15 protein-coding genes are annotated in these 15,171 nt (G+C 72.1%); 14 read left to right on the top strand and 1 reads right to left on the bottom strand.

Features of this window, described 5'->3' with window-relative positions:
* The first annotated feature begins 40 nt into the window (after nt 1-40).
* From AC07AW_RS18945 to AC07AW_RS18880, 14 genes are all read left to right on the top strand, one after another.
* The gene (locus AC07AW_RS18945) at nt 41-886 is read left to right on the top strand and encodes a glycosyltransferase family 2 protein (protein WP_478816900.1); all 846 of its coding nucleotides are present in this window, start codon (nt 41-43) and stop codon (nt 884-886) included.
* 50 nt (nt 887-936) lie between these two features.
* Complete coding sequence (locus AC07AW_RS18940; RefSeq protein ID WP_478816616.1) at nt 937-1,866, top strand: ABC transporter permease; 930 nt, start codon at nt 937-939, stop codon at nt 1,864-1,866.
* On the top strand, nt 1,859-2,644 hold the full coding sequence (locus tag AC07AW_RS18935) for an ABC transporter ATP-binding protein (protein ID WP_478816615.1): 786 nt from the start codon (nt 1,859-1,861) through the stop codon (nt 2,642-2,644). Before AC07AW_RS18940 ends, AC07AW_RS18935 begins: the two co-directional genes overlap by 8 nt.
* A gap of 118 nt (nt 2,645-2,762) precedes the next feature.
* Nucleotides 2,763-3,410, top strand: coding sequence for a TetR/AcrR family transcriptional regulator (locus AC07AW_RS18930; RefSeq protein WP_478816614.1), 648 nt, complete (start codon nt 2,763-2,765; stop codon nt 3,408-3,410).
* Between the two features lie 304 nt (nt 3,411-3,714).
* A complete protein-coding gene (hpnC, locus tag AC07AW_RS18925) occupies nt 3,715-4,626 on the top strand; it encodes a squalene synthase HpnC (RefSeq protein ID WP_478816613.1) in 912 nt (303 codons plus the stop codon).
* Entirely contained in the window at nt 4,623-5,573 is a 951-nt protein-coding gene (gene hpnD / locus AC07AW_RS18920) for a presqualene diphosphate synthase HpnD (RefSeq protein ID WP_478816612.1), read from the top strand. The genes hpnC and hpnD overlap by 4 nt, the downstream gene beginning before the upstream one ends.
* A gap of 103 nt (nt 5,574-5,676) precedes the next feature.
* Nucleotides 5,677-7,146: a hydroxysqualene dehydroxylase HpnE gene (hpnE, locus tag AC07AW_RS18915; protein ID WP_478816611.1), complete on the top strand. Its 1,470-nt coding sequence runs from the start codon at nt 5,677-5,679 to the stop codon at nt 7,144-7,146.
* On the top strand, nt 7,143-8,243 hold the full coding sequence (locus AC07AW_RS18910; protein ID WP_478816610.1) for a polyprenyl synthetase family protein: 1,101 nt from the start codon (nt 7,143-7,145) through the stop codon (nt 8,241-8,243). Before hpnE ends, AC07AW_RS18910 begins: the two co-directional genes overlap by 4 nt.
* 107 nt (nt 8,244-8,350) lie before the next feature.
* Nucleotides 8,351-10,336, top strand: a complete 1,986-nt coding sequence (gene shc, locus AC07AW_RS18905) for a squalene--hopene cyclase (protein WP_478816609.1) — start codon at nt 8,351-8,353, stop codon at nt 10,334-10,336.
* Nucleotides 10,336-10,986 (top strand): phosphorylase family protein, encoded by a 651-nt coding sequence (locus AC07AW_RS18900; RefSeq protein ID WP_478816608.1) that lies wholly within the window; start codon nt 10,336-10,338, stop codon nt 10,984-10,986. Before shc ends, AC07AW_RS18900 begins: the two co-directional genes overlap by 1 nt.
* A 7-nt stretch (nt 10,987-10,993) precedes the next feature.
* The gene (gene hpnH / locus AC07AW_RS18895; protein WP_478816607.1) at nt 10,994-12,019 is read left to right on the top strand and encodes an adenosyl-hopene transferase HpnH; all 1,026 of its coding nucleotides are present in this window, start codon (nt 10,994-10,996) and stop codon (nt 12,017-12,019) included.
* The gene (locus tag AC07AW_RS18890; RefSeq protein WP_478816606.1) at nt 12,016-13,401 is read left to right on the top strand and encodes an aspartate aminotransferase family protein; all 1,386 of its coding nucleotides are present in this window, start codon (nt 12,016-12,018) and stop codon (nt 13,399-13,401) included. The genes hpnH and AC07AW_RS18890 overlap by 4 nt, the downstream gene beginning before the upstream one ends.
* Before the next feature lie 75 nt (nt 13,402-13,476).
* Nucleotides 13,477-14,106, top strand: a complete 630-nt coding sequence (locus tag AC07AW_RS18885; protein ID WP_392156065.1) for a helix-turn-helix domain-containing protein — start codon at nt 13,477-13,479, stop codon at nt 14,104-14,106.
* A 19-nt stretch (nt 14,107-14,125) separates the two neighbouring features.
* Nucleotides 14,126-14,281, top strand: a complete 156-nt coding sequence (locus AC07AW_RS18880; RefSeq protein ID WP_017236655.1) for a DUF6126 family protein — start codon at nt 14,126-14,128, stop codon at nt 14,279-14,281.
* A 6-nt stretch (nt 14,282-14,287) separates the two neighbouring features.
* On the opposite strand, the gene AC07AW_RS18875 is transcribed toward AC07AW_RS18880, so the two are convergent.
* On the bottom strand, nt 14,288-15,109 hold the full coding sequence (locus AC07AW_RS18875) for a tyrosine-protein phosphatase (RefSeq protein WP_478816605.1): 822 nt from the start codon (nt 15,107-15,109) through the stop codon (nt 14,288-14,290).
* Nucleotides 15,110-15,171: the final 62 nt, after the last annotated feature.

Raw genomic sequence — 15,171 nt, 5'->3', positions numbered from 1 at the left:
CGTGAGTACGCCGCTCAGGGTGGGTGCCGTCGTCATCACGATGGGCACCCGCCCCGACGACCTGCGCGCGCTCATCGACTCGATCGCGAAGCAGGAGGGCGACCCGATCGAGGTCGTCGTCGTCGGTCAGGGCGCCCCGGTCACCGGGGTGCCCGACTGGGTGCGGACCGTCGACCTGCCCGAGAACCTCGGCATCCCCGGCGGCCGGAACGTCGGCATCGAGGCCTTCGGCCCCGGCGGCACCGACGTCGACGTCCTGCTCTTCCTCGACGACGACGGGCTGCTCGCGCACACCGACACCGCCGAGCTGGTCCGGCAGGCCTTCACCGCCGACCCGCGCCTCGGCATCATCAGCTTCCGGATCGCCGATCCGGAGACCGGGGTCACCCAGCGCCGGCACGTGCCACGGCTCCGCTCCGCGGACCCGATGCGCTCCTCGCGGGTGACCACCTTCCTCGGCGGCGCCAACGCCGTCCGTACCAAGGTCTTCGCCGAAGTCGGCGGTCTGCCCGACGAGTTCTTCTACGCGCACGAGGAGACCGACCTCGCCTGGCGCGCGCTCGACGCCGACTGGATGATCGACTACCGTTCCGACATGGTGCTGCTGCACCCCACCACAGCCCCGTCCCGGCACGCCTCGTACCACTTCAACGTGGCCCGCAACCGAGTGTGGCTGGCACGTCGCAATCTGCCCGCGCCCCTGGTGCCGGTCTATCTCGGCGTCTGGCTCCTGCTCACCCTGGCCCGGCGGCCCTCGCCCTCCGCGCTGAAGGCGTGGCTCGGCGGATTCCGTGCGGGCTGGACGACCCCCTGCGGACCGCGCCGCCCCATGAGGTGGCGTACGGTGTGGCGGCTGACCCGGCTGGGTCGCCCCCCGGTCGTCTGACATCGTGGTACCCGACGTGCCGCGCATCTTGAACACGAAAGTTTCGACTTGTGAGTGACACACACCAGGGCGGGGCGGTCGCGACGAGCGCGCCTCCGTCCGTCGACGAGGGCCTCTCCTCGGCCGCGATGGCCGCGAAGTACGGCCTCTCGGTCAGCGGTGCCCGGCCCGGTCTCGGCGAGTACGTCCGCGAGCTGTGGAGCCGCCGCCACTTCATCCTGGCCTTCTCCTCCGCGAAGCTGACCGCCCAGTACAGCCAGGCGAAGCTGGGCCAGGTGTGGCAGGTGGCGACCCCGCTCCTGAACGCCCTGGTCTACTACCTGATCTTCGGGCTCATCCTGGACGCCGGCCGGGGCATGTCCAAGGGGGTCTACATCCCCTTCCTCGTCACCGGCATCTTCGTGTTCACCTTCACCCAGAGCTCGGTCATGGCCGGCGTCCGGGCGATCTCCGGGAACCTCGGACTCGTCCGGGCCCTGCACTTCCCGCGCGCCACCCTGCCGATCTCCTTCTCGCTGCAGCAGCTCCAGCAGCTGCTGTACTCGATGATCGTGCTCGTGGCGGTCGCGATCTTCTTCGGCAGCTACCCCTCGCTCCGCTGGCTGCTCGTGATCCCGGCGCTCGCCCTGCAGTTCGTGTTCAACACGGGCCTCGCCATGATCGTGGCCAGGATGGGCGCCAAGACGCCCGACCTCGCGCAGCTGATGCCCTTCATCATGCGCACCTGGATGTACGCGTCCGGCGTGATGTTCTCGATCCAGACGATGCTCGCCGACAAGCCCGCCTGGATCTCCGACGTCCTCATGTACAACCCGGCGGCCGTGTACATGGACCTGATGCGCTACGCCCTCATCGAGGGCTACAGCGCGCACAACCTGCCGGACCACGTCTGGATCACCGCACTCGCCTGGGCCGTGCTCTTCGGCATCGGCGGTTTCGTCTACTTCTGGAAGGCCGAGGAGAGGTACGGCCGTGGCTGACACGAACCAGGGCAAGGTCCCCACCGTCATCTGCGACGACGTCCACATCGTCTACCGGGTCAACGCCGGTGGCGGCGGCAAGGGCAGCGCCACGGCGGCGCTCAGCCGGATCGTCGGCCGCGGCAAGGCCGAGGTGTCCCGGGGCGTCCGCAAGGTCCACGCGGTCCGCGGCGTCACCTTCACCGCCTACCGCGGCGAGGCCATCGGCCTCATCGGCTCCAACGGCTCCGGCAAGTCCACCCTGCTGCGCGCCATCGCCGGCCTGCTCCCCACCGAGAGCGGCAACGTCTTCACCGACGGGCAGCCCTCGCTCCTGGGCGTCAACGCGGCCCTCATGAACGACCTCACCGGCGAGCGCAACGTGATCCTGGGCGGTCTCGCCATGGGCATGAGCCGCGAGGAGGTGAAGTCCCGCTACGAGGGCATCGTCGACTTCTCCGGCATCAACGAGAAGGGCGACTTCATCAGCCTGCCCATGCGGACGTACTCCTCCGGCATGGGAGCCCGGCTCCGCTTCGCCATCGCGGCCGCCAAGAACCACGACGTCCTCCTCATCGACGAGGCCCTCGCCACCGGTGACCGCAAGTTCCAGATCCGCTCCGAGGAGCGCATCCGCGAGCTCCGCAAGGAGGCCGGCACGGTCTTCCTGGTGAGCCACAGCAACAAGTCCATCCGGGACACCTGCGACCGGGTGCTCTGGCTGGAGAAGGGGCAGCTCCTGATGGACGGCCCCACCGAGGAAGTCCTCAAGGCGTACGAGCGCGAGACCGCGCGCTAGTCCCCTCGGCCCATGGAAGCCCCTACTGGATTTCATCCGGTAGGGGTTCTTCCGTTTTCCGCGCGTCGCGAGCCCCACCCGGAATGTTCATGCGGTTAACTTCGGGCAGGATGAGCCCATGGCAGCGACCTCGGCGGGAAAGACCTACCATCACGGCGATCTGCGCAACGCGCTGATCTGCGCGGCCGTCGACCTCGCCGGCGAAGGCGGCCCCGAGCGGGTCGTCCTGCGCGAGGCGGCCCGCCGGGTCGGCGTCTCGCCCACCGCGGCCTACCGGCACTTCGACGGGCGCGGTGAACTCCTCCGCACCGTCCGGGCCCACGCCCGCCGGGAGCTCGCCGCCTCCATGGAGCGGGCCGCCGCCCGCGAACCCGGCGCCGACGACCCCGCCCTCGCGGCCGAGCGCCGGGTCACCGCCCTCTGCCGGGGGTACGTCGGCTTCGCCGTGGAGCAGCCCGGCCTCTACCGGGCGGCGTTCTGCGTCCCCCGCCCCGCCACCGCGTGCGAGCCCGCGCCCGACCGTTCGCCCGCCGAGCCCGAGATCCGGGCGTTCACCCTGCTCAGGGAGGCGCTCGAAGCTCTCGCCGCGCTCGGCGCCGCGCGGCCCGGCGCCCGCCCCGCCACCGGTGCCGCCGCGTGGTCGGCCGTGCACGGTCTGTCACTCCTCCTGGTCGACGGTCCCCTTCGTCGTCTCTCCGCCCAGGGCAGGAGTGTCGTCGTCGAGGCGACCCTCGCCATGGTGGTCTCCGGCGCGACCGCCGGCTGACCCCGAAGTCCCTTGCGGAGCAAGCTCGTTGGCGGTCCGTACGGGTGAGGTGCGCGACCCCTGCCACCCCGGAATGGCGAAGGTCGTCGTACAACGTAAGCTGGACCGGTCTGTTTCGCGGCAAGTTAGGGCGATACCCCGCGGCCATCGGGCCCCCGGGTGGCGGCCCCACGGGCAGGGGGTCGGCGGCGTGTCCGAAATAGGATGGATTGGATCGGCAGTGTAGAACGGGAGACGTGACGGCCATGACGCAGAATCTCCAGCTCCACGAGGGTGTCGCCGTCCCTCCGTCGGGAACCGCCCAGTGACGGAGACCCGGCAGGCGCGCACCGACGCCTCCTCGCGCGCCACACTCGGCAAGGCCGCGGACGAGAACTTCCCCGTGGCCCCCTTCTTCCTGCCCCGCGCCTGGCGCGACGACCTCATGGCCGTCTACGGCTTCGCCCGGCTCGTCGACGACATCGGCGACGGCGACCTCGCCCCCGGCGGCGCCGACGCCCGCCACCTCGGCGTCGACCCCGCGGCCGCGGCGGACCGGCTCGTCCTCCTCGACGCCTTCGAGGCCGACCTCCACCGGGTCTTCGACTCCACCCCGCACCACCCCCTGCTGCGCGCGCTCCAGCCGACCGTCCGCCGGCGCGGGCTCACCCCCGGGCCCTTCCTCGGCCTGATCGCCGCCAACCGGCAGGACCAGCTGGTCCGCCGCTACGAGACGTACGACGACCTCCTCGCGTACTGCGAGCTCTCCGCCAACACCGTCGGCCGGCTCGTCCTCGCGATCACCGGCACCGACACCCCCGAGCGGATCCGGCGCTCCGACGAGATCTGCACCGCCCTCCAGATCGTCGAGCACCTCCAGGACGTCGCCGAGGACCTCGCCCGCGACCGGATCTACCTGCCGGCCGAGGACCTCAAGCGCTTCCACGTCACCGAGCGCGACCTCGCCGCGCCCACCGCCGGCGCCTCCGTGCGGGCCCTGATCGCCTTCGAGGCCGAGCGGGCCCGCGCGCTCCTGCACGCGGGCGAGCCGCTCGTCGGCAGCGTCCACGGACGGCTCCGCCTCCTCCTCGCCGGGTTCACCGCCGGGGGCCTCGCCGCGCTCGACGCCGTCACCGACGCCGGATACGACGTGCTGGCCGGCCCACCGAAGTCCACCAAGCCGAGCCTGATGCGCCAGGCGGGAGCGGTACTGCTCCGGGCGCGGAGAGAGGGGTGAGCGCGACCGTGGAGGCACAGCACCAGCCGTCCGCACCGGTCCAGGCCGCCTACAGCTACTGCGAGGCGGTCACCGGACAGCAGGCCCGCAACTTCGCCTACGGGATCCGGCTGCTCCCGGCCGAGAAGCGGCAGGCGATGTCCGCGCTGTACGCCTTCTCGCGGCGCGTCGACGACATCGGCGACGGCACGCTCCCGACCGAGGAGAAGCGGGAGCGGCTCGAAGCCACCCGGGACATCCTCGACCGCATCCGCAAGGGCCTGGTCGAGGAGGACGACACCGACCCCGTCGCCGTCGCCCTCGCCGACTCCGCCCGCCGCTTCCCGATCCCGCTCGGCGGCCTCGACGAGCTCATCGACGGCGTCCTCATGGACGTGCGCGGCGCGACCTACGAGACCTGGGACGACCTCAAGGTCTACTGCCGCTGCGTCGCCGGCGCGATCGGCCGGCTCTCCCTCGGCGTCTTCGGCACCCAGCCCGGCGCCCAGGGCGCCGACCGGGCACCCGAGTACGCCGACACCCTGGGCCTGGCGCTCCAACTCACCAACATCCTCAGGGACGTACGCGAGGACGCCGGGAACGGGCGCACCTACCTGCCCGCCGACGACCTCGCCAAGTTCGGCTGCGGAGACGGCTTCGGCAGCGAGACGCCGGCCCCCGGCGCCGACTTCGCCGGGCTCGTCCACTTCGAAGTGCGGCGCGCCCGCGCCCTGTTCGCCGAGGGCTACCGGCTCCTGCCCATGCTCGACCGGCGCAGCGGCGCCTGCGTCGCCGCCATGGCCGGCATCTACCGCCGCCTCCTGGACCGCATCGAGCGCGACCCCGAGGCCGTCCTGCGCGGCCGCGTCTCCCTGCCGGGCCGCGAGAAGGCGTACGTCGCGGTGCGCGGCCTCTCCGGCCTCGACACCCGCCACATCGCCCGCCGCACGGTCAGGAGGCGTGCCTGATGCGCCCGTGCGCCCCCGCCCGCCGGGCAACCCCGGGCGCCTCTCCGGCGTCCCTGCCCGAGGCGTCCCCGAATCCGACCGCGACGACCCGAACGGAGGCCGAGTGAACCCCGAAGGAACCGAGCACACCACCCCGTCGGTCGCGTCCGGCACCGGCCGGCAGCTCTCCGCCGTCGTCGTCGGCGGCGGGCTCGCCGGGATCACCGCCGCGCTCCAGCTCGCCGAGAGCGGCGTCCACGTCACCCTGCTCGAAGGCCGGCCCCGGCTCGGCGGCCTCGCCTTCTCCTTCCGCCGCGGCGACCTGACCGTCGACAACGGCCAGCACGTCTACCTGCGCTGCTGCACCGCCTACCGCTGGTTCCTCGACCGGGTCGGCGGCGCCCGGCTCGCGCCGCTCCAGGACCGCCTCGACGTCCCCGTCCTCGACGTGGCGCACCCCCGCGGCCCCCGGCTCGGCCGGATCCGCCGCGACAACCTCCCCGTACCGCTGCACCTCGCGCGCAGCCTCGCCAGCTACCCGCACCTCTCCCTCGCCGAGCGCGCGTCCGTGGGCCGGGCCGCGCTCGCGCTGAAGAAGCTCGACCCGGCCGACCCGGCGCTCGACGGCATCGACTTCGCCACCTGGCTCGGCCGGCACGGACAGTCCCCGCGGACCGTCGAGGCCCTCTGGGACCTCGTCGGCATCCCCACCCTCAACGCCCCCGCCCCGCAGGCCTCCATGGGGCTCGCCGCGATGGTCTTCAAGACCGGACTCCTCTCCGAGCCCGGCGCCGCCGACATCGGCTGGGCCCACGTCCCGCTCGGCGAACTCCACGACACCCGCGCCGCGAAGGAACTCGACGCCCTCGGGGTCCGCACCGCGCTGCGCACCAAGGCCGAGCGGATCTCCCGTACCGACGACGGGCGTTGGGCCGTCGACGTGCCGGGGGAGCGGATCGAGGCCGACGCGGTCGTCCTCGCCGTCCCGCAGCACGAGACGCACGGCCTGCTGCCCGAGGGCGCCCTCGACGACCCCGACCGGCTCCTCGACATCGACACCGCGCCCATCCTCAACCTGCACGTCGTCTACGACCGCAAGGTGCTGAAGCAGCCCTTCTTCACCACGCTCGGCTCCCCGGTGCAGTGGGTCTTCGACCGCACCGACTCCTCCGGACTACTGAGGGGCGGGCCCGAAGGGCCCTCGGACAAGGGTGGTGGTGGGCGACGGGTGGGACAGTACCTCGCCGTTTCCCAGTCCGCCGCCCAGGACGAGATCGACGAACCCGTCGCCGCCCTGCGCGAGAAGTACCTCCCCGAGCTGGAGCGACTCCTGCCCGCCGCCCGCGGCGCCGGGATCCGCGACTTCTTCGTCACCAGGGAGCGGACGGCCACGTTCGCCCCCACCCCGGGCGTCGGCCGGCTCCGGCCCGGCGCCCGCACCAGGGCCCCGGGGCTGTATCTGGCCGGGGCCTGGACCGCCACCGGCTGGCCCGCGACCATGGAGGGTGCCGTCCGCAGTGGTTTCAGCGCCGCGGGCGCCGCGCTCTCCGCCCTCGGCCGCCGCCATGACCATCCGCTGCAGGAGGCGGTATGAGTGTGAGTACCGGAACAAGAGGAGAGACCGTGCCGACAGTGCAGCCGGGACACCCGGCCGTCGACACCGCGGACGTGTCCGCACTGCTGGAGCGGGGGCGGACCCTGTCCACCCCCGTACTGCGGGCGGCCGTCGACCGCCTCGCGCCGCCCATGGACACCGTGGCCGCCTACCACTTCGGCTGGATCGACGCCCACGGCAACCCGACGGACGCCGACAGCGGCAAGGCCGTTCGCCCGGCGCTCGCCCTGCTGTCGGCCGAGGCCGCGGGTGTCGGGCCCGAGGTCGGGATCCCCGGCGCCGTCGCCGTGGAGCTCGTGCACAACTTCTCGCTGCTCCACGACGACCTGATGGACGGCGACGAGCAGCGCCGCCACCGCGACACGGTATGGAAGGTGCACGGCCCCGCGCAGGCGATCCTCGTCGGCGACGCCCTCTTCGCCCTCGCCAACGAGATCCTGCTCGAACTCGGCACCGTCGAGGCCGGCCGTGCCACCCGCCGGCTGACCACGGCCAGCCGCAAGCTGATCGACGGGCAGGCCCAGGACATCTCCTACGAGCACCGCGAGCGGGTCACCGTCGAGGAGTGCCTGGAGATGGAGGGCAACAAGACCGGCGCCCTGCTCGCCTGCGCCGTCTCCATCGGTGCGGTCCTCGGCGGAGCCGACGACCGCACCGCCGACAAGCTGGAGGAGTACGGCTACCACCTGGGCCTCGCCTTCCAGGCCGTGGACGACCTCCTCGGCATCTGGGGCGACCCGGAGGCCACCGGCAAGCAGACCTGGAGCGACCTGCGCCAGCGCAAGAAGTCCCTCCCGGTCGTCGCCGCCCTTGCCGCGGGCGGCCCGGCCTCCGAGCGGCTCGGCGAACTGCTCGCCGCGGACGCCAAGTCCATCGACTTCGACACCTTCTCCGAGGAGGAGTTCGCCACCCGCGCGGCCCTCATCGAGGAGGCCGGCGGACGCGAGTGGACCTCCCAGGAGGCCCGCCGCCAGCACGCGATCGCGATCGCGGCGCTGAACGAGGTCGACATGCCGTCGCGGGTGCGGGACCAGCTCGTCGCACTGGCCGACTTCGTGGTCGTACGGAAGAGATGATCACCATCACCCTCATATGAGTTCGCAGTCGCCGGCCGGTGCCATCCGGCGCCGGCCGACGGCAGACCCGCAGGAGCAGAAGGAACCGACTGCACAAAGGGGAAGCCATGACAGCGACGACCGACGGAAGCGCCGGGGCCGTGGGCCCCCGGGCAGCCGCGGCCAGCAAGACGAACGACACCGACGCCCTCGCGTCCGGCCTCGACGGCACCGCCGCGCGGGCCGCCGAACGGGCCGCCGAGCACCTGCTCGCACGCCAGGACCCGGCCGGCTGGTGGAAGGGCGACCTGGAGACCAACGTCACCATGGACGCCGAGGACCTGCTCCTCCGCCAGTTCCTGGGCATCCTCGACGCCGACACCACCCGCGCCGCCGCCCTCCACATCCGCCGCGAGCAGCGCGAGGACGGCGCCTGGGCCACCTTCTTCGGCGGACCCGGCGAGCTCTCCGCCACCGTCGAGGCCTATGTCGCCCTGCGGCTCGCCGGAGACCCGCCCGAGGCCCCGCACATGGCCCGCGCCTCCGCCTGGGTCCGCGCCCGCGGCGGGATCGCCGCCACCCGGGTCTTCACCCGGATCTGGCTGGCCCTCTTCGGCTGGTGGCGCTGGGAGGACCTGCCCGAGCTGCCACCGGAGCTGCTCTTCCTGCCGAAGTGGTTCCCGCTCAACATCTACGACTTCGGCTGCTGGGCCCGGCAGACGATCGTGCCGCTCACCGTCGTCTCCGCGAAGCGCCCGGTCCGGCCCGCGCCCTTCCCGCTCGACGAGCTGCACACCGACCCGGCGCGCCCGAACCCGCCCCGGCCGCTCGCCCCGGCCACCGGCTGGGACGGCATCTTCCAGCGGCTCGACAAGGCGCTGCACGTCTACCACCGCTTCGCCCCGCGTGGGGTGCGCGGTACGGCCATGAACGTCGCCGCCCGGTGGATCGTCGAGCGCCAGGAGAACGACGGCTGCTGGGGCGGCATCCAGCCGCCCGCCGTCTACTCGGTCATCGCCCTCCACCTCCTCGGCTACGACCTCCAGCACCCGGTCATGCGGGCCGGCCTGGAGTCGCTCGACCGGTTCGCCGTCTGGCGCGAGGACGGCTCGCGGATGATCGAGGCCTGCCAGTCGCCCGTCTGGGACACCTGCCTGGCCACCATCGCGCTCGCCGACGCCGGGCTCCGCCCCGACCATCCGGCGCTCGTGAAGGCCGTGGACTGGATGCTCGACGAGGAGATCACCCGGACCGGGGACTGGGCGGTGCGCCGGCCCGGACTCCCGCCGGGCGGCTGGGCGTTCGAGTTCCACAACGACAACTACCCCGACATCGACGACACCGCCGAAGTCCTGCTCGCCCTGCGCCGGGTGAAGCACCCCGACCCGGCCCGGCTGGAGGCGGCCGTCGCCCGGGGCGCCCGCTGGACGCTCGGCATGCAGTCGAAGAACGGCGCCTGGGGAGCCTTCGACGCCGACAACACCAGCGTCTTCCCCAACAAGCTGCCGTTCTGCGACTTCGGCGAGGTCATCGACCCGCCCTCCGCCGACGTCACCGCTCACGTGGTGGAGATGCTCGCGTACGAGGGAATGGCCGGGCACCCGCGCGCCCGCCGGGGCATCGAGTGGCTCCTCGCCGAACAGGAGTCCAACGGCGCCTGGTTCGGCCGCTGGGGCGTCAACCACGTGTACGGCACGGGCTCGGTGCTGCCCGCGCTCGCCGCCGCCGGGCTGCCCGCCTCGCACCCGGCGTTCCGCCGGGCCGTCGACTGGCTCGGGTCCGCGCAGAACGACGACGGCGGCTGGGGCGAGGACCTCCGCTCGTACAAGGAGGAGGAATGGGTCGGGCGCGGCCCCTCCACCGCCTCCCAGACCGCCTGGGCCCTGATCGCCCTCCTCGCCGCGGGCGAGCGCGACTCCGAGCCCGTCCGGCGGGGCATCGCCTGGCTGGCCGAGAACCAGCGGGAGGACGGCTCCTGGGACGAGCCGTACTTCACCGGCACCGGCTTCCCCTGGGACTTCTCCATCAACTACCACCTCTACCGGCAGGTGTTCCCGCTCACGGCGCTCGGGCGCTATGTGTACGGGGATCCCTCGCCGCGCAAGGAGGACTGATGGGCCGCGAGCCCGGCCCGGGCGCCGGCCCGCCGCTGCTGATCGCCTGCGCGCTCGGCATCGAGCAGTTCGCCCTGCGCAGCGGGGACCGGGTCGGCGCGCCGGGCCCCGTGAGCGTGCTGCGCACCGGCATGGGACCCTACCGGGCCCGGCGGGCCGTGTCCCGGGCGCTCGGCGAGGAGCCCTGGCGGGAGGCCGCGGTGATCGCCTCCGGCTTCTGCGCGGGCCTCGCCCCCGGCATGCACCCGGGGGACCTGATCGTCGCCGACGAGACCCGCGCCCCCGACGGCACGACCCTCTGCACCGGGACCGAGCTCCTGGCGAAGGCCCTGGCCAAGGCGGTGCCCGGGCGTGCCGTCCACACCGGGCCGCTGATCGGCTCCGACCACGTGGTCCGCGGCCCCGAGCGGGCCGCGCTGGGCGCGGGCGGCGCGATCGCCGTCGACATGGAGTCCGCCGCCACGCTCCGTACCGCGACGTCGGGTGGACCCCGCCCGGTTGCGGCCGTCCGGGTGGTCGTGGACGCTCCGGAACATGAACTGGTCCGGATCGGCACGGTACGCGGGGGAATATCAGCTTTCCGTGTCCTTCGTGCCGTCCTTCCCGCTTTCTTCGAATGGCACCGTTCTTTGCTGCTCCCCAGGAGGTGAACGAGTTATGGCCATGCCGCTCCGTCAGTCCATCCGGGTCGGGACCTACCTCTTCGAACAGAAGCTCCGCAAGCGGGACAAGTTCCCGCTGATCGTCGAGCTGGAGCCGCTCTACGCCTGCAATCTCAAGTGCGAGGGCTGCGGAAAGATCCAGCACCCGGCGGGTGTCCTCAAGCAGCGCATGCCGGTCGCCCAGGCGGTCGGCGCGGTCCTGGAGTCCGGCGCCCCCATGGTGTCCATCGCGGGCGGCGAGCCCCTGATGCATCCTCAGATCGACGAGATCGTGCGCCAGTTGGTGGCCCGGAGGAAGTACGTCTTCCTCTGCACCAACGCCCTGCTGCTGCGCAAGAAGCTGGAGAAGTTCACCCCCTCCCCGTACTTCGCCTTCGCCGTCCACATCGACGGGCTGCGCGAGCGGCACGACGAGTCCGTCGCCAAGGAGGGCGTGTTCGACGAGGCGGTGGCGGCCATCAAGGAGGCCAAGCGGCGCGGCTTCCGGGTCACCACCAATTCGACCTTCTTCAACACCGACACCCCGCAGACCATCATCGAGGTGCTCAATTTCCTCAACGACGACCTCCAGGTCGACGAAATGATGATCTCGCCCGCCTACGCCTACGAGAAGGCCCCCGACCAGGAGCACTTCCTCGGCGTCGAGCAGACCCGCGAACTCTTCAAGAAGGCCTTCGCCGGCGGGAACCGGCGCCGCTGGCGGCTCAACCACTCGCCGCTCTTCCTGGATTTCCTGGAAGGAAAGGCGGACTTCCCCTGCACCGCCTGGGCCATTCCCAACTACTCGCTCTTCGGCTGGCAGCGCCCCTGCTATCTGATGAGCGACGGATACGTCCCCACGTACCGCGAACTCGTCGAGGACACCGACTGGGACAAGTACGGCCGCGGCAAGGACCCGCGCTGCGCCAACTGCATGGCGCACTGCGGCTACGAGCCCACCGCCGTCCTCGCCACCATGAGCTCCCTCAAGGAGTCCCTGCGCGCGGTCAGGGAGACCGTCTCCGGGAACGACAAGTCATGACCGGCGGGTTCGACCTGCGGGCGCTGCTCTCCGAGCGCGGCGCGGAGCGGTACGAGCTGCACGCCAAGTACCTCAACCACCAGCTGCCCCGCATGCTGCACACCATCGGCTTCGACAAGGTCTACGAGCGGGCCGAGGGCGCCCACTTCTGGGACGCCGACGGTGTCGACCACCTCGACATGCTCGCCGGCTTCGGCGTGATGGGCCTCGGACGGCACCACCCCGTCGTCCGCAAGGCCCTCCACGACGTCCTGGACGCCCAGCTCGCCGACCTCACCCGCTTCGACTGCCCGCCGCTGCCGGGTCTCCTCGCCGAGAAGCTGCTCGCCCACAGCCCGCACCTCGACCGGGTCTTCTTCGGCAACAGCGGCACCGAGGCCGTGGAGACCGCCCTCAAGTTCGCCCGGTACGCCACCGGCCGGACCAGGATCGTCTACTGCTCCCACGCCTTCCACGGGCTCACCACCGGCTCCCTCTCCGTCAACGGCGAGCAGGGCTTCCGGGAGGGCTTCGACCCGCTCCTCCCGGACACGGCGATCGCGCTCGGCGACCTCGCCGCCCTGGAGCGGGAGCTGCGGAAGGGCGACGTGGCCGCCTTCGTCGTCGAGCCCATCCAGGGCAAGGGCGTCCACGAGGCGCCCCCGGGCTTCCTGGGGGCCGCGCAGGAGCTGCTGCACCGGCACGGCGCGCTGCTCATCGCGGACGAGGTGCAGACCGGCCTCGGCAGGACCGGGGACTTCTACGCCTACCAGCACGAGGAGGGCGTCGAGCCGGACCTGGTCTGTGTCGCCAAGGCGCTCTCCGGCGGCTATGTGCCGGTCGGCGCCACCCTCGGCAAGGACTGGATCTTCAAGAAGGTCTACTCGTCGATGGACCGGGTCCTGGTCCACTCGGCCAGCTTCGGATCGAACGCGCAGGCCATGGCCGCCGGGCTCGCCGTCCTGTCGGTCATGGAGGACGAGGACACCGTCGCGCACGCCCGCCGGATCGGCGAGCTGCTCTCGGGCCGGCTGAAGGAGCTCGTACCGCGGTACGAGCTGCTGCACGAGATCCGCGGGCGCGGCCTGATGATCGGGATCGAGTTCGGGCGGCCCTCCTCGATCGGTCTGCGCGGGCGCTGGACGATGCTCCAGGCGGCCCGCAAGGGTCTCTTCGCCCAGATGGTCGTCGTGCCGCTGCTCCAGCGGCACCGGATCCTCACGCAGGTCTCCGGGGACCACCTGGAGGTGATCAAGCTGATCCCGCCGCTGGTCATCGACGAGGCGGACGTGGACCGGTTCGTCACCGCCTTCACCGCGGTCATGGACGACGCCCACGGCGGCGGCGGGCTGATGTGGGACTTCGGGAAGACGCTGGTCAAGCAGGCGATCGCACAGCGCTGACGCCTGCCGCGACGCGGGTTTTGCCTCTGAGGCAAGAAACTTGCCTCAGAGGCACGATCCTGGCGGAATGGACGCATGGACCACGTCCCCGGGGACACCTCCCCGGACCCCGTCACCCCCGACGTCCTGCCCGACGTCGCCCCCCAGCTGCGGGCCCTGCGCCGCCGCCGGGGACTCACCCTGGAGGCCGCCGCCCAGCGGGCCGGTCTCTCGCCGGCCCACCTCTCGCGCCTGGAGACCGGGAACCGGCAGCCCTCGCTGCCGATGCTGCTCGCCCTGTCCCGTATCTACGGTACGACGGTCTCCGAGCTCCTGGGCGAGACGCCCCCCGAGCGCGACCCCGTCGTCCGGGCCGGCCGCTCCGAACCCGTCGAGGCCGACGGCTGGATCTACCGGCAGGCGGGCGGCGCCGGGCGCGCCCTCCAGTGCCTGCGGGTCCACGTGCCGTACGCCACCCGGGCCGACATCGTGCGCGTCCACCCCGGCGAGGAGTGGATCCACGTCCTGGAGGGGCGGGTACGGCTCGCGCTCGGCGAGGCCGTCCATGTGCTCGACCCCGGGGACAGCGCGCACTTCGACTCGCTCACCCCGCACCGGATCGGCGCCGCCACACCCGGCGGGGCCGAGCTGCTCTTCGTTCACACCCTGATGCAGAGCCCCGCCGCCGAGCTGTGCCTCGGCGACGGGACCCCGCACCGGCGCTGACGCACCAGAAAGGACCGACATGTCCGAGAAGTCCGTACCGGTCACCGGCGAGGAGCGCGGTGAAGGCAAGTTCCCCAAGGGGCTCGTGCTCCGCCTCTTCGCCTATCTGGTCGCCGGCCACCTCTTCGCCGGCTTCCTCTACCTGCTCTTCATGCTGGGCGGGCAGAACCAGTAGCCGGGGCTATCCCTCGGTGAGGAGCCGCTCCCGCAGCCGCTCGCGGGTCTCCGGGGCCAGCTTCAGGCCCTCGGCGAGGTAGCCGTCCACCGAGCCCCAGGTCGTCTCGATCGTCTCGAACGCGGCCCGCAGATACTCCACCCGCGCGTCGAAGAGCGGGCTGAGCAGCTCCATCACCTCGGGCGACATCGCGTCCGGGGAGGTGGAGCTGCGGCGTACCCGGTAGCGGCGGTGCGGGGCGTTCGACTTCACGTAGTCGGCCTCGATCGCCTCCCGCTCGACCCCGACCGCGAGCAGGGTGATCGCGATGGCGACCCCGGCCCGGTCCTTGCCGGCCGCGCAGTGCAGCAGGGCCGGGACGCTCTCCTCCGCCATGGAGTGGAGGAGCCGGCTGTGCTCCTCGGTCCGCTCCAGCACGTTCTTACGGTACGAATGGGACATTCGGGCGGCCGCCTTGCCGTCGCCGAGGATCTCCCGCAGCTGCGCGATCTCGCCCTCGCGCACCAGCCGCCAGAACTCCTTGCCGTCGGCCGGGTCGTTGAGCGGTATGTTCACGTTCCGCACGCCGGGCAGCTCGACGTCCGCGCCCTCGATCTTCCGGTCCGCCTCGTTGCGGAAGTCGAAGACGGTGTGCAGGCCCAGCGAGGCGAGGAAGGCGGCGTCGCCCTCCGTCGCGTGGGCGAGATGGCCGCTGCGGAAGAGGCGGCCGGAACGGACGGCGCGCCCGTCCGTCGTCGGCAGGCCGCCCACGTCCCGGAAGTTGCGGACCTCCGCCAGCTCGGGCTCGTCGGCTTCGGCGGGCGGGATCTGCGGCAGCTGCTCCGTCACGGCTGCTCCTGTTCTGTAGATCGGTTCCTGGGGCAATCATCTCCGGTGAGGGTCGCAGCGCG

This window comes from Streptomyces sp. NPDC044003, assembly GCF_056435185.1.
The sequence above is the reverse complement of the archived record's forward strand: the minus strand, read 5'-3'. Positions and strand labels throughout refer to the sequence as shown.

What these genes read in the sequence shown, in the direction of transcription:
- AC07AW_RS18945 (WP_478816900.1), top strand. Translation starts at nt 41, where the DNA reads ATGGGCACCCGCCCCGACGACCTGCGCGCGCTCATCGACTCGATCGCG.
- AC07AW_RS18930 (WP_478816614.1), top strand. Translation starts at nt 2,763, where the DNA reads ATGGCAGCGACCTCGGCGGGAAAGACCTACCATCACGGCGATCTGCGC.
- AC07AW_RS18910 (WP_478816610.1), top strand. Translation starts at nt 7,143, where the DNA reads ATGAGTGTGAGTACCGGAACAAGAGGAGAGACCGTGCCGACAGTGCAG.
- shc (WP_478816609.1), top strand. Translation starts at nt 8,351, where the DNA reads ATGACAGCGACGACCGACGGAAGCGCCGGGGCCGTGGGCCCCCGGGCA.
- AC07AW_RS18900 (WP_478816608.1), top strand. Translation starts at nt 10,336, where the DNA reads ATGGGCCGCGAGCCCGGCCCGGGCGCCGGCCCGCCGCTGCTGATCGCC.
- hpnH (WP_478816607.1), top strand. Translation starts at nt 10,994, where the DNA reads ATGGCCATGCCGCTCCGTCAGTCCATCCGGGTCGGGACCTACCTCTTC.
- AC07AW_RS18890 (WP_478816606.1), top strand. Translation starts at nt 12,016, where the DNA reads ATGACCGGCGGGTTCGACCTGCGGGCGCTGCTCTCCGAGCGCGGCGCG.
- AC07AW_RS18885 (WP_392156065.1), top strand. Translation starts at nt 13,477, where the DNA reads ATGGACCACGTCCCCGGGGACACCTCCCCGGACCCCGTCACCCCCGAC.
- AC07AW_RS18880 (WP_017236655.1), top strand. Translation starts at nt 14,126, where the DNA reads ATGTCCGAGAAGTCCGTACCGGTCACCGGCGAGGAGCGCGGTGAAGGC.